Source organism: Streptomyces venezuelae (assembly GCF_008642335.1).
In the GTDB taxonomy this organism is placed as follows: Bacteria; Actinomycetota; Actinomycetes; order Streptomycetales; family Streptomycetaceae; genus Streptomyces; species Streptomyces venezuelae_F.
Genome location: NZ_CP029191.1, coordinates 5,102,678 through 5,117,277, shown reverse-complemented (window position 1 = coordinate 5,117,277; position 14,600 = coordinate 5,102,678). Strand labels below are relative to the sequence as shown.

At 71.9% G+C, this 14,600-nt stretch carries 15 protein-coding genes; 7 read left to right on the top strand and 8 right to left on the bottom strand.

Annotation, left to right across the window (positions count from 1 at the left end):
• Positions 1-37 precede the first annotated feature (37 nt).
• A complete protein-coding gene (locus DEJ49_RS23350; protein WP_150185938.1) occupies positions 38-2,059 on the bottom strand; it encodes a thioredoxin domain-containing protein in 2,022 nt (673 codons plus the stop codon).
• Positions 2,060-2,173: 114 nt separating this feature from the next.
• Between DEJ49_RS23350 and DEJ49_RS23345 the strand changes: the two genes are divergently transcribed.
• The 3 genes from DEJ49_RS23345 to DEJ49_RS23335 all read left to right on the top strand — a co-directional run bounded on the left by DEJ49_RS23345 (position 2,174) and on the right by DEJ49_RS23335 (position 6,148).
• Positions 2,174-5,440: a tetratricopeptide repeat protein gene (locus tag DEJ49_RS23345; protein ID WP_150185937.1), complete on the top strand. Its 3,267-nt coding sequence runs from the start codon at positions 2,174-2,176 to the stop codon at positions 5,438-5,440.
• A gap of 144 nt (positions 5,441-5,584) precedes the next feature.
• Positions 5,585-5,827, top strand: a complete 243-nt coding sequence (locus DEJ49_RS23340) for a chaplin (protein WP_150185936.1) — start codon at positions 5,585-5,587, stop codon at positions 5,825-5,827.
• A 129-nt stretch (positions 5,828-5,956) separates the two neighbouring features.
• Positions 5,957-6,148: a chaplin gene (locus DEJ49_RS23335; protein WP_150185935.1), complete on the top strand. Its 192-nt coding sequence runs from the start codon at positions 5,957-5,959 to the stop codon at positions 6,146-6,148.
• Positions 6,149-6,247: 99 nt separating this feature from the next.
• Here the strand turns inward: DEJ49_RS23335 and DEJ49_RS23330 are convergent, their stop codons facing one another.
• Both DEJ49_RS23330 and mca read right to left on the bottom strand, forming a co-directional pair.
• Positions 6,248-6,466, bottom strand: a complete 219-nt coding sequence (locus tag DEJ49_RS23330) for a hypothetical protein (RefSeq protein ID WP_150188418.1) — start codon at positions 6,464-6,466, stop codon at positions 6,248-6,250.
• 19 nt (positions 6,467-6,485) lie between these two features.
• Entirely contained in the window at positions 6,486-7,367 is an 882-nt protein-coding gene (gene mca / locus DEJ49_RS23325) for a mycothiol conjugate amidase Mca (RefSeq protein WP_150185934.1), read from the bottom strand.
• Between the two features lie 115 nt (positions 7,368-7,482).
• Between mca and DEJ49_RS23320 the strand changes: the two genes are divergently transcribed.
• On the top strand, positions 7,483-7,914 hold the full coding sequence (locus DEJ49_RS23320) for a DUF4307 domain-containing protein (protein ID WP_150185933.1): 432 nt from the start codon (positions 7,483-7,485) through the stop codon (positions 7,912-7,914).
• A 165-nt stretch (positions 7,915-8,079) separates the two neighbouring features.
• A complete protein-coding gene (gene greA / locus DEJ49_RS23315) occupies positions 8,080-8,577 on the top strand; it encodes a transcription elongation factor GreA (protein ID WP_150185932.1) in 498 nt (165 codons plus the stop codon).
• Positions 8,578-8,647: 70 nt separating this feature from the next.
• Here greA and msrA read toward each other — a convergent pair whose 3' ends face one another.
• Positions 8,648-9,358 (bottom strand): peptide-methionine (S)-S-oxide reductase MsrA, encoded by a 711-nt coding sequence (msrA, locus tag DEJ49_RS23310; protein ID WP_150185931.1) that lies wholly within the window; start codon positions 9,356-9,358, stop codon positions 8,648-8,650.
• Positions 9,359-9,449: 91 nt separating this feature from the next.
• Positions 9,450-10,568: a hypothetical protein gene (locus tag DEJ49_RS23305; protein WP_150185930.1), complete on the bottom strand. Its 1,119-nt coding sequence runs from the start codon at positions 10,566-10,568 to the stop codon at positions 9,450-9,452.
• Positions 10,569-10,669: 101 nt separating this feature from the next.
• Here DEJ49_RS23305 and DEJ49_RS23300 point away from each other — a divergent pair, with 101 nt between their 5' ends.
• Positions 10,670-11,824 (top strand): cystathionine gamma-synthase, encoded by a 1,155-nt coding sequence (locus DEJ49_RS23300; RefSeq protein ID WP_150185929.1) that lies wholly within the window; start codon positions 10,670-10,672, stop codon positions 11,822-11,824.
• 15 nt (positions 11,825-11,839) lie between these two features.
• On the opposite strand, the gene DEJ49_RS23295 is transcribed toward DEJ49_RS23300, so the two are convergent.
• From DEJ49_RS23295 to DEJ49_RS23285, 3 genes are all read right to left on the bottom strand, one after another.
• Positions 11,840-12,091, bottom strand: a complete 252-nt coding sequence (locus DEJ49_RS23295; RefSeq protein WP_150185928.1) for a hypothetical protein — start codon at positions 12,089-12,091, stop codon at positions 11,840-11,842.
• Positions 12,088-12,570 (bottom strand): sigma factor-like helix-turn-helix DNA-binding protein, encoded by a 483-nt coding sequence (locus DEJ49_RS23290; protein ID WP_150185927.1) that lies wholly within the window; start codon positions 12,568-12,570, stop codon positions 12,088-12,090. The genes DEJ49_RS23295 and DEJ49_RS23290 overlap by 4 nt, the downstream gene beginning before the upstream one ends.
• A 64-nt stretch (positions 12,571-12,634) precedes the next feature.
• Positions 12,635-13,153 carry a MarR family winged helix-turn-helix transcriptional regulator gene (locus DEJ49_RS23285; protein WP_190329421.1) on the bottom strand — a complete coding sequence of 173 codons (519 nt, stop codon included), beginning with the start codon at positions 13,151-13,153 and terminating at the stop codon, positions 12,635-12,637.
• A 156-nt stretch (positions 13,154-13,309) separates the two neighbouring features.
• Here DEJ49_RS23285 and ilvA point away from each other — a divergent pair, with 156 nt between their 5' ends.
• Positions 13,310-14,551 (top strand): threonine ammonia-lyase, encoded by a 1,242-nt coding sequence (gene ilvA, locus DEJ49_RS23280; protein WP_150185925.1) that lies wholly within the window; start codon positions 13,310-13,312, stop codon positions 14,549-14,551.
• Positions 14,552-14,600: the final 49 nt, after the last annotated feature.

Sequence of the window (14,600 nt, the reverse complement as noted above, 5' to 3'; positions counted from 1 at the left end):
ACCCTAACGGGAGCCCTAGGGACTGCCGACACAGGTTCTAGGAGAGTTGTTCGGCCAACGCCGCCGGATCCGTTGTCGGGGCGCTGCAGACGAAGCTCCGGCAGACGTACGCCGCGGGCGCGCCGTCGACCAGCGGGCGGTCGGCGAGCAGCGGGAGTTCCGTGCTGCCCTCCGGGCCCGCCGCGACGACCGCACCCGGGGCCGTGCCCAGCAGTGCCGTGCGGTGCAGGTCGCCCAGGACGTCGCCGATGACCGCGACCTCGCGCGGGCCGTCGAGCGCCGCCTCCGCGACCGCGAGACCGTGGCCGATGAAGCGCGGCACGCGCGGGCCGAGCGTCTTGACGATGCCGAGTGCGCGCTCCGCCGCGGTGCGGTGGGGTTCGGCGCCCGTGTGCGCCGCGTAGGAGAGGAGCGCGCCGGCGGCCGCCGTCCAGCCGGAGGGCGCCGCGTTGTCCGTGGGGTCCTGCGGGCGGCGGATGAGCTGCTCCGCGTCGGCCGCCGTGTCGTACAGCGCGCCGGTCTCCGCGTCCACGAACTGCGCGAGGACGTGGTCGAGGAGGAACCCGGCGAACTCCAGCCACACGCCCTCGCCGGTGACCGCGGCCAGCGCGAGGAAGCCCTCCGACACGTCGGCGTAGTCCTCCAGGACGCCCGCGTTGGCACCGGCCCTGCCGTCCTTGGAGGTGCGGGCCAAACGGGCGCGCGGGTCCATGTGGAGACGTACGAGGAGATCACCCGCGCCCACCGCGGCCGCGATCAGGTCGGGCCGGTCGAAGTACGCGCCGACCTCGGCGAGCGCGGCGACGGCCAGCCCGTTCCACGCGGCGACCACCTTGTCGTCGCGGCCGGGAGCGGGCCGCTCGGCGCGCGCCACGAGGAGCCGCTCCCGGATCCCGGCGAGCCGTGACGCGTCCGCCACCGGGCCCTCCAGGCGCGGCAGTTGCAGCACGGAGGCGCCCTTCTCGAAGGTGCCCTCCTCCGTCACGCCGAAGCAGTCCATCGCCAGCGCCGCGTCATCCTCGCCCAGCACCTCGCGCAACTGCTGAGGCGTCCACACGTAATACGCACCCTCGACGTGCTCGCCCGTCGCCGGGTCCTCGCTGTCCGCGTCGAGCGCGGAGGCGAAACCGCCTTCGTTCGTGCGGAGTTCGCGGACCATGAAGTCCGCCGTCTCCAGGGCGACGCGGCGGGCGAGCTCCGAGCCCGTGGCCCGCCACAGGTGGGCGTAGGCACGGCACAGCAGCGCGTTGTCGTACAGCATCTTCTCGAAGTGCGGCACCACCCACTCGCGGTCCACGGAGTACCGCGCGAAGCCGCCGCCGAGCTGGTCGTAGATGCCGCCGCGCGCCATCCGCTCGCACGTGTCGGCCGCCATCTGCAGCGCGCCCTCGGCGCCCACGCGCGCGTAGTGCCGCAGCAGGAACTCGATCGCCATGGACGGCGGGAACTTCGGCGCGCCGCCGAAGCCGCCGTGCGTCGCGTCGTAGTCCCTGGTCAGGCCGAGCAGGGCCTGCGCGAGCTCGTCCTCGCCGGGCTTCTCGTCGGTGTTGTGGGTGAGCTGCCGCTCCCCGAGGTCGCGTGCGATCTTCCCTGCCACCTCGTCGACCTCGCCGCGCCGGTCCGTCCACGCCCGGTGGACGCCGTCGAGGATCTGCGGGAAGGACGGCATGCCGTGCCGCGGCTCCGGCGGGAAGTACGTACCGAAGTAGAACGGCTCGGCGTCCGGGGTCAGGAAGACGGTCATGGGCCAGCCGCCCTGCCCCGTCGCGGCCTGCACGGCCTCCATGTACACGGCGTCGACGTCGGGCCGCTCCTCGCGGTCGACCTTGATGTTCACGAAGTCCCGGTTCATGAGCGCGGCGGTCGCCTCGTCCTCGAAGGACTCGTGCGCCATGACGTGGCACCAGTGGCAGCTGCTGTAGCCCACGCTCAGCAGCACCGGCACACCCCGCTCACGCGCCTGATCGAACGCCTCGGCCGACCAGGGCCACCAGTCGACGGGGTTGTCGGCGTGCTGCAGGAGGTAGGGGGACGTCTCTTGGGCCAGTCGGTTCGGCATGCCCCCCATCCTCGCGCACACCGGCCCCTGATCCGCGGACGCCCTCGCTTCCGCGCCCCGTACGCAGGACACTTGTGGCCGCAGGGAACTGTTGCTCTCGGAGGGGGAACCCATATGCGGGACAGCCATCGGGCCGAGGCCGAGCGGCTGTTGGCGCGGGCCGTGGAGGAGGAGGTCCGCCGTTCGGGCGGGCGCGTCGACGGGAGCGTGCTGCTGTCGCGGGCGCGCGGCGCGCTGGACGCCATGGCGCAGACGTCGGCGGAGGAGTACGGCGCGTACACCACCGCGCTCGACGAGGCGGACGCCGGGCGGCTCAGCTTCGGGCAGCGGTACGCGAAGGAGGGGGCGGGAACTCCGCTGCTGGTCGCGGTGGTTGCGGCACTCGCGGCCGGCGTGTCCGACCTGTCGTTCGGGACCAGCGTCGGCACGGCCCTCGGCACCGGCGCGGTCGTCGCCGTGGCGGGCGCGGCGGCCACCGTCGTGAAGGTGACCGCGTCCCACGTCCCGGCGGCCAGCCGCCGCGCGGGCGAGCTCAGCAGGCCGGGCGGGCCCGAGCAGCTGCGGCTCCAGTGGCTGACGGCGCTGGAAGTGCGCGGCATCCGGCCCTTCCTCGACCAGCAGCGGGTCCTCGCCGCGTCGAGCGGCGCGCACACGGCGAAGAAATCGGCGCCGCAGCTGCGCGGCACGGACAAGAGCGCGGCGGCGCGCAGGCGCAGCGTCCTGCAGCAGTCCTTCACGCAACTCACGGAGACGGCGGCGCCCTTCGTGGGGCGCAGGGCCGAGCTGGGGCGGATCGCGCAGTGGGTGCACGCGGCGCGCGCCAGCACCGACACCCGGCCCACGGTGGTCGTGCTGCACGGCGTACCGGGCTCCGGGCGGACCTCGCTCGCGGTGCGCGCGGCGCACGCCCTGCGGGACCAGTTCCGCGGCGCGTGCGTCGTGGACCTGCGCGGCGACACCCCGCAGGAGTCCCCGATGTCCACCCGCGACGCGCTGCTGCACCTGCTGAATCGATTGGGCGCCCCGCGCGAGCAGCTGCTCTTCCGCGAGCGCGCCTCGCAGGAGCAGCAGCTCAAGCGGCTCAGCGAGCTCTACCACCAATATCTGACCGGTCTCGCGGTGACGATCGTGCTCGACGACGCCAGCGACGTCGAGCAGGTCCGCACGCTGGTTCCGGAGCGCTCCGACAGCCTCGTCCTCGTCACCGCCAGGGAGCCCCTGGAGCTGCCCGGCGACCTGCCCGCGTGGGTGCACTCGCTGCCGGTCGAGGCGCTGGACGAGGCAGGCGCCGAGGAGCTGCTCCGCGAGTCCGCCGAGGACCTCTCCGGGCCGTACGACGCCGAATCGGGAGACGTCATAAGGGCGTTGTGCGGCGGACTGCCGCTCGCGCTGCGCGCCGCGGGTTCCTCGCTCGGTCCGCGGACACCGAGCAGGCTCGCCTCGGATCTCGCCGCGTACGGGCCCGCGGACAAGGTCGGTCCGGTCGAGCGCGTCCTGTGGCTGCGCTACGCCGACCAGTCGGAGCAGGCCAGGCGGCTGCTGCGCCGCCTGGCGCTCGCGGGCCGCGCCTCGCTGGGCGCGGCCGCCGCGGCGGCGCTGCTCGGCACGGACGAGCAGGAGGCTTCCCGGCAGCTGACCGCCCTGTCCCAGGCGGGCCTCGTCGAGGTGCCGCGCCCCCGCGACCACGAGGGCGGCGAGGCCCCGCCCGGCAGCCGCTACCGCCTGCACGACGTCGTCCGCTCCTTCGCCCGCACCCGCCTCCTCGACGAGGAGGAGCCCGCCGAGCGCACGGCCGCCCAGGAACGCCTCATCGCCAGTTACGGCGAGCTGGCCGACACCGTGATCCGCCTGGTCGACGGCAAGACGTCCACGCGCGCCGACACTCTGTTGAAGGGCGCGGCCGGGCAGCACGGGTTCACCTCCCTCGACGCGGCGCTGCGCTGGCTCGACGACGAGTCGACGTTCATCACGGCGGCGCTGCGCCACGCGGAGGGCGTCGACCAGCGGGCCGTGCTCAACCTCCTGGGCGCCCTGTGCGACTACTGCCTGCTGCGCGGCGACCTCTACCGGCTCGGCGAGATCAACGAACTCACCCAGGCCATCGACCAGGGCCTCCTCGGCCGCAGCGTCCAGTGGCGCACCGGTATCGCCGCCCGCCAGCTGGGCGAGCTCGACCAGTCGCGTACGACGCTGAACTCCGTCGTCGACCTGTACTTCGAGGCCCACCAGGACGCCGCCGCCGCCCGCGCGCTCGGCTCCCTCGGCATCACCCTGCACCACCAGGGCAACCTGACGGAGGCCGCGGCACGGCTGACCGAGGCCCTCGACCTGCAGGTCGCCGACGAGCTGGCGGGCGACCGCGCCTGGACGCTGCACGCCCTCGCGGCGGTCGAGCGGGACCGCGCCCACCTCGCGCACGCCCTCGACATGCTGGAGACGGCGCTCACCCTGCACCGCGCGAGCGGCTCGGTGCACGGCGAGGCCTGGACGCACTTCCAGCTCGGCCAGCTCTGCCTGCGCATGGGCGACGTACCGCGCGCGGAGGGCGAGCTGCGCGAGGCCCTCGACCTGTACGGCCGCACCCGCGACCCGCGCGGCGAGGCCTGGGCCATGACCCAGCTGGCGCGGGCCCGGCTCGTCGACGGCGACCCCTCACCGGCCGTCGACGGGCTGCGGCAGGCGGTGTCCCGGCACCGCGACAACGACGACGCGCGCGGCGAGGCGTGGTCCCTGTACTACCTGGGCCAGGCCTTGGAGGAGGCGGGCAGCCTCGACCAGGCGGTCCGCGACCTGGAGCGGGCCCGCACGATGTTCTCCCGGATGCGGGACGTGTACGGCCTGGCCTGTGCCCGGCACCACTCGGCGCGCGTCACCCGCGACCAGCGCGCCGCGCAGACGGGTTCGCTGCGCAACTCCGGCTTCGCACGGCAGCTCCTGGTGGACGCCCGCGCCGACTTCCAGCGCATCGGGGTCGCGCACGGCGAGGCGTGGACGTGCCTGGAGCTGGTGGTCGTGGACGCGGGCAACAACCGCAGTCAGCAGGCGCTGGGCCTGTGCGACGAAGCCATCGAGCTCTTCGCCTCGTACGGCGACCGCCGCGGCGGCGACTGGGCGCGCTTCCTGCGCTGCACCCTGCTGCCGTACGCCTCGCCGGGCGGCTGGGAGATCGGCACGGCGGTCGCCCAGGAGGAGCTGAGCCGGCTGTCGCGCGAGGACCATCAGACGCGGGACGGGAAGCTCACCGAGTGCGTGGAGGCGTACGCGCTGCTCCTGGAGCGCGGCGCGGACCTGGAGACGGGCTGGCAGGCGTGGCGCCTGGGGATGGTGCCGAGCCGGCATGCGCGGGAGGTCATGGGGGTGGACGTACCGGAGCGCCGCTGAATCACCGGTAGCGACCCGCGGGTGGGTGCCCGCTTTCCCCCAAACGAGGTGTTGTCACCACTGACGGGCTACGGCCGAGAGCGCGCGCGGCCGTCCCGGGTGACGCTCACATGGACCGCCTTCTCCTTCTGCGAAGAGGTATCCATGCGTACGCGCAGCATCGTCACCGCAGCCGCTCTCACGTTCGTCACCGTGCTCGGTGGCGCCGGCGCCGCGATCGCCGACGGCCCGGACGCCGTGGGCACGACGGGCAACTCCCCGGGCGTGCTCAGCGGCAACAACGTCCAGGTCCCCGTCGACCTCGGCCTCAACCTCTGCGGCAACACCGTCGACGTGCTCGGCCTGCTCAACCCGGCCACCGGCAACGAGTGCCAGAACCACGGCTGACGGCCTGACCGGCCCGCCACCCCACAAGCACCCCCCGGACGCGCTCCGCGTATCGGACGCATGAGCGATGCGGACGGGTGGGCACCCAGAGAAAACAGCCAGAGAGAACACCCAGAGAAAGGACGCTTCATGCGTATCCGTACTGCTGCAGCCACCACTGTCCTGGCCGCCCTCACCGTCCTCGGCGGCGCGGGCGTCGCCTCCGCCACCGGCCACGACGGAGACGACGGCGTCGGCTACGGCATCGAGAGCGGCAGCGACATCAACACCGTGCACAACGAGGCCAACATCGCCTCCTTCGGCGACCTGGTCATGGACTGACCGGAACCACCGCAGCAGCACAGGCACAGAACTCAGTCCCCTCTCGCCTTCGGGCGGGAGGGGTCCGGGCTTTCCGGGGGTCCGGGCTTTCCGGGGGCCCTAGCTCCTGGCGGCCGACTTCTTCTCCGAGCCCTTCTCCGACTCCGTGTCGCTCTCGCTCTCCGGGTCCTTGAAGTCGACCTTGCGCATGTGCTTGTTCATCGACTTCATGAGGCCCCAGACGGCGAGCGCCATCACCGCGAAGACGATGAAGCCGAGCACGCCGGGCGTCACCTTGTCGTCGTCGACCTCCTTGGCAAGAGGGACGAGATGCGTCATTGCCAGATGTACGTTCACGCTAGGCATTGTCGCGGATGCCCGCAAAGAGGTCGTCCTCGGGGAGGGAAGTATCGACGAGCGACTTCGCGAGCTCGTACTCCTCCGTGGGCCAGACCTCCTTCTGGATCTCCATCGGCACCCGGAACCAGCCGCCGTCCGGGTCGATCTGCGTGGCGTGCGCGATCAGCGCCCTGTCACGCGTCTCGAAGTAGTCGGCACACGGAACGTGCGTGGTCAGCGTGCGCTCGACCCGCTCGAACTCGTCCCAGCGCTTGAGCCAGTCACCGTAGGGCGACTCCAGACCGCGGTCGAGCATCGCGTGGTGCAGCGCCTCGGTGCGCGGACGGTTGAAGCCCTGGTTGTAGTAGAGCTTCTGCGGCTGGAAGACCGGGCCGAACTCGCTCTCGGGGTACTTCTCCGGGTCCGCGGCACCGTCGAACGCCACCATCGTGATCTTGTGGGTCATGATGTGGTCGGGGTGCGGGTACCCGCCGTTCTCGTCGTAGGTCGTGATGACCTGCGGGCGGAAGGAGCGAATCTGCCGGACCAGCTCGCCGGCCGCCTTGTCGACGTCCTCCAGGGCGAAGCAGCCCTCGGGCAGCGGCGGCAGCGGGTCGCCCTCGGGCAGACCGGAGTCGACGAAGCCCAGCCAGTCCTGCTTGACGCCGAGGATCTCGCGGGCCTTGTCCATCTCCTTCCTGCGCACCTCGTGGATGTTCTCCTGGATGTAGGTGTCACCCTGGAGCTTCGGGTTGAGGATGTCGCCGCGCTCCCCGCCCGTGCAGGTCACGACGTGCACGTCCACCCCTTCGGCCACGTACTTGGCCATGGTGGCCGCGCCCTTGCTCGACTCGTCGTCGGGGTGGGCGTGTACGGCCATCAGTCGCAGCTGCTCAGTCAAGACTCGATCCTCAAGGTATTGGGCGCCCTCGTGATTCCGGCGCATCAGGCGGCTTCTATAGTGACGGAACCGGGGGGCGGAAAATTCCGGCATCCCCTGTTCCTGGAGGACGATCATGGCGGCGGCGGGCTCGAAGCTCCCCGAGGGGCACGCACCAGGGCTTCCCGAAGGTCGGTACGGCCGCTCGCGCACGGCCGACGAAGCCGCCGACCGCAAGCTGAAGATCGTCGGTTCGGTGCTCGGCGTCGTGCTGCTCGGCGTCGTCGGCTGGTTCGGATACGACTACATCAACGGTGCCAAGCTCAGCGCCGAGGTCATCAAGTTCGACGTGGTCTCGGACCACACGGTCAAGGCCCACCTGGAGGTCCGCAAGGACACCGGGGCCAAGGGCTACTGCACCCTGCGCTCCCAGGCCGAGTCGGGCGACGAGGTGGGCCGCAAGGACTTCCGCTTCGACGAGCACACGGACCGCATCGACCGTGTCGTCACCCTCCGCACCACGAAGAAGGCCACCAGCGTCGAGCTTCTGGGCTGCCACTCCGACTGAGTCGGGCAGCTTTACCGCGCTCACCTGCGTCGACGCAAATCTGATGGCTTATGTCCTCCCCCTTCGTCGCCTGAATTGTTAGGCTCGTGGTTTCGCCCACCCGAGAAGGAACATTCTTCTGGGTAGGGCGATGCTTTGTATTCCCAGTACCTACGAGGAGCACCTGTGACCCAGACCAGCGACAACGTCACCTGGCTGACCCAGGAGGCGTACGACAAGCTCAAGGAAGAGCTTGAGTACCTGTCTGGTCCCGCGCGCACCGAGATCGCGGCGAAGATCGCGGCAGCGCGTGAGGAGGGCGACCTGCGTGAGAACGGCGGGTACCACGCGGCCAAGGAGGAGCAGGGCAAGCAGGAGCTCCGCGTCCGCCAGCTGACCCAGCTCCTGGAGCACGCGCGGGTCGGCGAGGCCCCGGCCGACGACGGCGTGGTGGAGCCCGGCATGGTCGTCACCATCGCCTTCGACGGCGACGAGGACGACACGCTGACGTTCCTGCTCGCCTCCCGTGAGTACGCGAGCTCCGACATCGAGACGTACTCGCCGCAGTCCCCGCTGGGCACCGGCGTGAACGGCAAGCGGGTGGGCGAGGACGCGCAGTACGAACTGCCGAACGGCAAATTCGCCTCGGTCAAGATCCTCGCCGCGAAGCCGTACTCGGGCTGACGCTCACTTCTTGGACCTGACAGGGCCCCGGCGCTTACCGCGTCGGGGCCCTTGCCTGTCGTGCCGCCGCTTACTGTCCTGCCGTCTCCGGCGCGGGCGCGATCCCCGTCGGGCAGGCGCGGCCCCAGTTCGTCTCCGACGGGCTGTCCAGCTCGAGCCCGGTCCCGCCGATGCCGCAGTACCCGTCGGGGTTCTTGTCCAGGTACTGCTGGTGGTACGCCTCCGCCGGCCAGAACGTGCGGCCGTCCGCCGGCAGGACCGTCGTCGTGATCGTGCCGTGGTTCGCGGCCGTCAGGACCTGCTGGTACGCCGCGAGGGACGCCTTCGCGGTCTCCTCCTGCTCGGGAGAGTGCGTATAGATCGCCGAGCGGTACTGCGTGCCGACGTCGTTGCCCTGGCGGAAGCCCTGCGTGGGGTTGTGGGACTCCCAGAACAGCTTCAGGAGCTCCGCATACGTGACCACGGCCGGGTCGAAGACGACGCGGACCGCCTCCGTGTGGCCGGTCAGGCCGGAGCACACCTCTTCGTAGGAGGGGTTCTCCGTGAAGCCGCCCTGGTAGCCGACGTACGTCGTCCAGACGCCCTCGGTCTGCCAGAACTTGCGCTCCGCGCCCCAGAAACAGCCCAGCGCGAAGTCCGCGACCTCCAGGCCGTCGGGGTAGGGGCCGAGCAGCGGGTTGCCGAGGACCGTGTGGCGCGAGGGGACCTCGAATTCCGGGGTCGCCCGGCCCTTCAGGGCCTGCTCGGCGGTGGGGAGCTCGGGCGTGCGGCCGAAGATCATGCGGTCTCTCCTCGTGCGTGACTGGGGCGTCTACCCCGTCAACGTATGGACGGGGTGACGCATTCCGGCCGGGGTGGCCGCCTGGCCCCGCTCAGTGCGGGAGCGTCGCCGGGCTGCCGCCGTTCGCCTCGTATCCCGCGACGGCCAGGGCCCGGTACACCGCGTAGTCCGAGGCGGGGTCCTCGGAGAGCGTCCAGGGCAGCGCGCCCACGTGGCCGTCCACGTGGACCAGCTGGTTCATCGCCTCCGACCAGCGCTGGCAGCGGACCAGGAAGAAGACCAGGAGGTGCCGGACGTGCGCCAGCATCGGGTCGTCCGCGCGCGCGGAGTGCACCGCGAACAGCGCACCCTCGACGGCCTTGGTGACGACCTCGCTCTCGTAGAACCCGCGCACCAGGTTGACCTCGGGCAGGTGCTCGTACACCGCGAAGAGGGGCAGCGCCGCGAGCAGGGAGCCCCGGGGCGCGCGGGCGGCCGCGGCCTCCGCGAAGTTGTACGCGAGGTCCCTGGAGCCGTGCCACTTCTCGCACCAGTAGTGCAGCGCCGCGAGGTGCGCGCCCATGTGCGCGGGCGCACGGTCCAGGATCTTCAGCCACAGCTGCTCGAACTCCTCGCGGGGGTACGCGAGTCCGCGCGCGATGGAGAGCTCGATGATGTACGGGACCGGGTCGCCGGGGGCGAGCAGCGCCGCCTGCGCGCACGCGTCCTTCGCCTCCTCCAGGATGATCCGGAACTCGTCCGTCCCCTGTTCCGCCGTGCGCCACGCCTGCTGCACGAGGAATTCGGCGTGCACCGCCGCACCGCCCGCGTCCTTGGGCGTCTCGGCACGCCACACCCGCAGCCACTGTCCGCCGGGGCTGTCGCTGACGCCGCCGGGCCGCTGCTGCAGCTCCAGGGAGGCCGCGCCCGCGAAGGCCTGCACGCGCTGCCAGCGCCGCTCGCCGTGCGTCTCCGTGCCGGCGAGCAGCTGCGACGCGGCCTTCCACTCCTGCGTGCGCTGCACGAGGTCGAGCACTTCGAGGAGATCCGCGTCCGGTCCCGGCATGCGGATGTCCAGCTCCTCCTGGCGCAGGAAGCCGTAGTTCGCCGGGTCCGCGGCGTCCGGGGAGCCGGGGGCCACCTGCCGGATTCCGCCGCGCCTGCGCAGCAGTACGGGCCCCAGGACCGCACCGACCATGATCACCGCGAACAGGAACCAGAGAATCTCCATGGGACAAGCGAACCAGACGCGTCGGACAATTGGCCAACCTGCCGGGACGTACCCGGACCGACCCGGCGGAAGGGCCCGTGCGCGCACTACGCTCAGGCCGCATGAGTGACTCGCACAGCACGCAGAGCTTCGAAACCGTGGCCATCCACGCGGGCAACACCGCCGACCCCCTCACCGGCGCCGTCGTCCCGCCCATCTACCAGGTCTCGACCTACAAGCAGGACGGCGTCGGCGGGCTGCGCGGCGGCTACGAATACAGCCGCAGCGCCAACCCGACGAGGACCGCCCTCGAGGAGAACCTGGCCGCGCTGGAGGGCGGTCGCCGCGGACTCGCCTTCGCGTCGGGCCTCGCGGCCGAGGACTGCCTTCTCCGTACGCTGCTCAGCCCCGGCGACCACGTCGTCATCCCCAATGACGCGTACGGCGGCACCTTCCGGCTGTTCGCCAAGGTCGTCTCGCGGTGGGGCGTGGAGTGGTCCGTCGCCGACACCTCCGACCCGGAGGCCGTGCGCGCGGCGCTGACCGACCGCACGAAGGCGATCTGGGTGGAGACCCCCTCCAACCCGCTGCTCGGCATCACCGACATCGCCGCGGTCGCGCAGATCGCCCGCGAGGCCGGCGTGCGCCTCGTCGTCGACAACACGTTCGCGAGCCCCTACCTCCAGCAGCCGCTGGCGCTCGGCGCGGACGTCGTCGTGCACTCCATGACGAAGTACATGGGCGGCCACTCGGACGTCGTCGGCGGCGCGCTCGTCGTCAACGACGCGGAGCTGGGCGAGGAGCTGGCGTACCACCAGAACGCGATGGGTGCCGTCGCCGGGCCCTTCGACGCCTGGCTGGTGCTACGCGGCATCAAGACCCTCGCGGTGCGCATGGACCGGCACAGCGAGAACGCCACCAAGGTCACCGAGATGCTGACCCGCCACGCGCGCGTGAGCGGCGTTCTCTACCCGGGCCTTCCGGAGCACCCCGGTCACGAGGTCGCCGCCAAGCAGATGCGGTCCTTCGGCGGCATGGTGTCGTTCCGGGTGGAGGGCGGCGAGGAGGCGGCCGTCGAGGTCTGCAACCGGGCGAAGCTGTTCACTCTGGGTGAGTCCCTGGGCGGCGTCGAGTCCCTGATCGAGCACCCGGGCCGGATGACGCACGCCTCCGTGGTGGGTTCCGCCCTTGAGGTCCCCGGGGACCTCGTGCGCCTCTCCGTGGGCATCGAGTCGGCGGACGACCTCGTCGCCGACCTGCAGCAGGCCCTGGGCTAGCCCGCCGGGAGTCCGTCACCAGCGGGTCAGGGGTGGAGTCGTGTCCGTCGGCGGCTCCACCCACGGCCGGGCGACGGACGCCCACACGACGAACGCCACGGCTGCGACGAACAGCAGGGTCCAGAAGGCCCGCCGCACCGCCGTACGGCGCCGCAGCGCCCGGCTGCCGCGCCGTACCGCGTCGTCGAGGAGTTCGGGCGGCACGGCGGGCGTCGCCCCCTCCAGGATCCGCCGGATCGCCTCTTCCTTGCGCTCGTACTGGCTCATGACGGCGCCGCCCCGCTCAGCGCCCGGGCCGGCGCGGGCCCGCGCGGCGGGTGCAGCACCGTCGCGATCGCGCGGGCACAGATCACCCGGACCCGCTCGGCGGGCAGCCCCAGGAGCGCCGCGGTCTGCTCCTCCGCCACACCCTCGTACATGCGCAGCACGAGAATCAGCCGTTGCTGGGGGCTCAGCGGGCCCAGGACACCGCCGTGGCCGCGGTGACGGCGCCAGGCCGCGCGGCCGAAGCGCAGGGCCACCTGCTGGCGGGTGCGGTCGTACGGGTCCTCGCCGCGCAGCCGGTCCCAGGACGCGTACGTGTGCGCGAGCGCCGCGGTGAGCAGGGCACGCGCGCGTGGATTGTCCTCGGGGGGCTCGGCGGTGAGCAGCGTCGCGGCATGCAGGAGCCGCCCTGCCGCGCCCGCGACGAACGCCTCGAACTCCCGGGCACGGCGGGCGCTCTGGAGCGCCTGCCGTTCTCGCACCGCACCTCCCGGCCGGAAGGAAGGGGGATCCCGGTCTCATATGAGGCCAGATGCGGGGCCGGGGTCAAGACTCCGGAGTGGCCGAAACCTCTCCCACGGGTGCCGTCTGGGAGGTCTGCCGCGCGGAGAGGGCGCCATTGAAGCGTGTGAGGAGCGCGCAGAAGCTCTCGCGCTCCGCCGGGTCCCAGTCCTGCGTCAGCTCGGCCATCAGCTCGCGCCGCGAGGAGCGGACCTCGTCGAGTCTCGCCTGGCCGCGCGGCGACAGCTGGAGCACGACGGCCCGGCCGTCCTCGGGGTGCGAGGTCCGCTTGACGAGGCCGGTGTCGACGAGCGGCGCGACCTGCCGGGTCACCGTCGAGGAGTCGATGCCCATGCTCGCCGCGAGCGCCTTGACGCCCATCGGCCCCTCTTTGTCGAGGCGGTTGAGCAGCAGATAGGCGGCGCGGTCCATGGAGTTGCGGACCTGGCCGACACCGCCGAGACGGGTCTGCTCCGCGCGGCGGGCGAAGACCGCCACCTGGTGTTGCAGGCTGTCCAGGAGGGCGGGATCGCTGGCGGTCGTCATGTCCGGAGTTGTGGGCATGGCCGGGGGCTCACTTCATGCGAGGGCGATGGGTTGGGGGCCAGGGTACGCGGCCGCGGCGCGTACCGTACCTGCGCTGCGCAAACCCACGCGATAACGGTCTCGATCCTTGGTCGTCCCAGGAGGACTCGGGCGGCGGCTGCAAGACTTGCCGTCATGAGCTACCGCACGCCGCACTCCTTGCCGAAGTCCCTCCACACGGTGACCCTCGATGACGTACGCGGTGCGCAGAAGATGCTCTCCGGAGTGGCCCGGATGACGGCGCTGGAGGGCAGCAGGTACCTGTCCGGCCTGGTCGGGGCCCCGGTGCACCTCAAATGCGAGAACCTGCAGCGGACGGGTTCGTTCAAGCTGCGCGGCGCGTACGTACGGATCGCGGGCCTGCTCCCCGAGGAGCGCGCCGCCGGGGTGGTCGCCGCCAGCGCGGGCAATCACGCCCAGGGAGTGGCGCTCGCCTCCTCGCTCCTCGGCGTGCGCTCCACGGTGTTCATGCCCGCCGGTGCGCCACTGCCCAAGGTCGCCGCGACGCGTGACTACGGCGCGGAGGTGCGGCTGCACGGCCAGGTGGTCGACGAGACGCTGGCCGCCGCGCAGGAGTACGCGTACCGGACGGGCGCGGTCTTCATCCACCCCTTCGACCACGCCGACATCATCGCGGGCCAGGGCACGGTCGGCCTGGAGATCCTGGAGCAGTGCCCCGAGGTGCGCACGCTCGTCGTGGGCATCGGGGGCGGCGGGCTCGTGGCGGGCATCGCGGTCGCGGTGAAGGCGCTGCGGCCGGACGTGAAGGTGGTCGGGGTGCAGGCGGCCGGGGCCGCGGCGTACCCGCCGTCGCTCGCCGCGGGCCACCCGGTGTCGGTCAAGAACCCGTCGACGATGGCCGACGGCATCAAGGTGGGCCGCCCCGGCGACGTACCGTTTCAGCTCGTCGAGGACCTCGTCGACGACGTCGTCACGGTCTCCGAGGACGAGCTCTCCAGCGCGCTGCTGCTCTGCCTGGAGCGCGCCAAGATGGTCGTCGAGCCGGCCGGCGCCAGCCCGGTCGCGGCCCTGATGAGCGACCCGAAGGCGTTCGAGGGCCCGGTGGTGGCGCTGCTCTCGGGCGGCAACGTGGACCCGCTCCTGATGCAGCGGATCCTGCGCCACGGCATGGCGGCGGCGGGCCGCTACCTCTCGCTGCGGCTGCGTCTGACGGACCGGCCGGGCGCCCTGGCCACGCTCCTCGGCGTCCTGTCCGAGGTGGACGCCAACGTCCTCGACGTCAGCCACGTGCGCACGGACCCCCGGCTCGGGCTGACCGAGGCCGAGGTGGAGCTGCACCTGGAGACGAAGGGACCGGAGCACTGCGTGGAGGTGCGGGCGGCGCTGCGGGCGGCGGGTTACACGGTCATCGACTGAGGCGGCACCGCGTCGTGTGGACGACTTTGGAAAAACAGCTGAGCGAACG

Bases quoted from the DNA above. Each gene is read 5' to 3' on its own strand.
- DEJ49_RS23300 (WP_150185929.1), top strand. From the start codon at position 10,670: ATGAGTGACTCGCACAGCACGCAGAGCTTCGAAACCGTGGCCATCCAC.
- DEJ49_RS23305 (WP_150185930.1), bottom strand. From the start codon at position 10,568: ATGGAGATTCTCTGGTTCCTGTTCGCGGTGATCATGGTCGGTGCGGTC.
- DEJ49_RS23340 (WP_150185936.1), top strand. From the start codon at position 5,585: ATGCGTACGCGCAGCATCGTCACCGCAGCCGCTCTCACGTTCGTCACC.
- DEJ49_RS23350 (WP_150185938.1), bottom strand. From the start codon at position 2,059: ATGCCGAACCGACTGGCCCAAGAGACGTCCCCCTACCTCCTGCAGCAC.
- DEJ49_RS23285 (WP_190329421.1), bottom strand. From the start codon at position 13,153: ATGCCCACAACTCCGGACATGACGACCGCCAGCGATCCCGCCCTCCTG.
- DEJ49_RS23295 (WP_150185928.1), bottom strand. From the start codon at position 12,091: ATGAGCCAGTACGAGCGCAAGGAAGAGGCGATCCGGCGGATCCTGGAG.
- ilvA (WP_150185925.1), top strand. From the start codon at position 13,310: ATGAGCTACCGCACGCCGCACTCCTTGCCGAAGTCCCTCCACACGGTG.
- DEJ49_RS23320 (WP_150185933.1), top strand. From the start codon at position 7,483: ATGGCGGCGGCGGGCTCGAAGCTCCCCGAGGGGCACGCACCAGGGCTT.
- msrA (WP_150185931.1), bottom strand. From the start codon at position 9,358: ATGATCTTCGGCCGCACGCCCGAGCTCCCCACCGCCGAGCAGGCCCTG.
- DEJ49_RS23335 (WP_150185935.1), top strand. From the start codon at position 5,957: ATGCGTATCCGTACTGCTGCAGCCACCACTGTCCTGGCCGCCCTCACC.
- DEJ49_RS23330 (WP_150188418.1), bottom strand. From the start codon at position 6,466: ATGACGCATCTCGTCCCTCTTGCCAAGGAGGTCGACGACGACAAGGTG.
- DEJ49_RS23345 (WP_150185937.1), top strand. From the start codon at position 2,174: ATGCGGGACAGCCATCGGGCCGAGGCCGAGCGGCTGTTGGCGCGGGCC.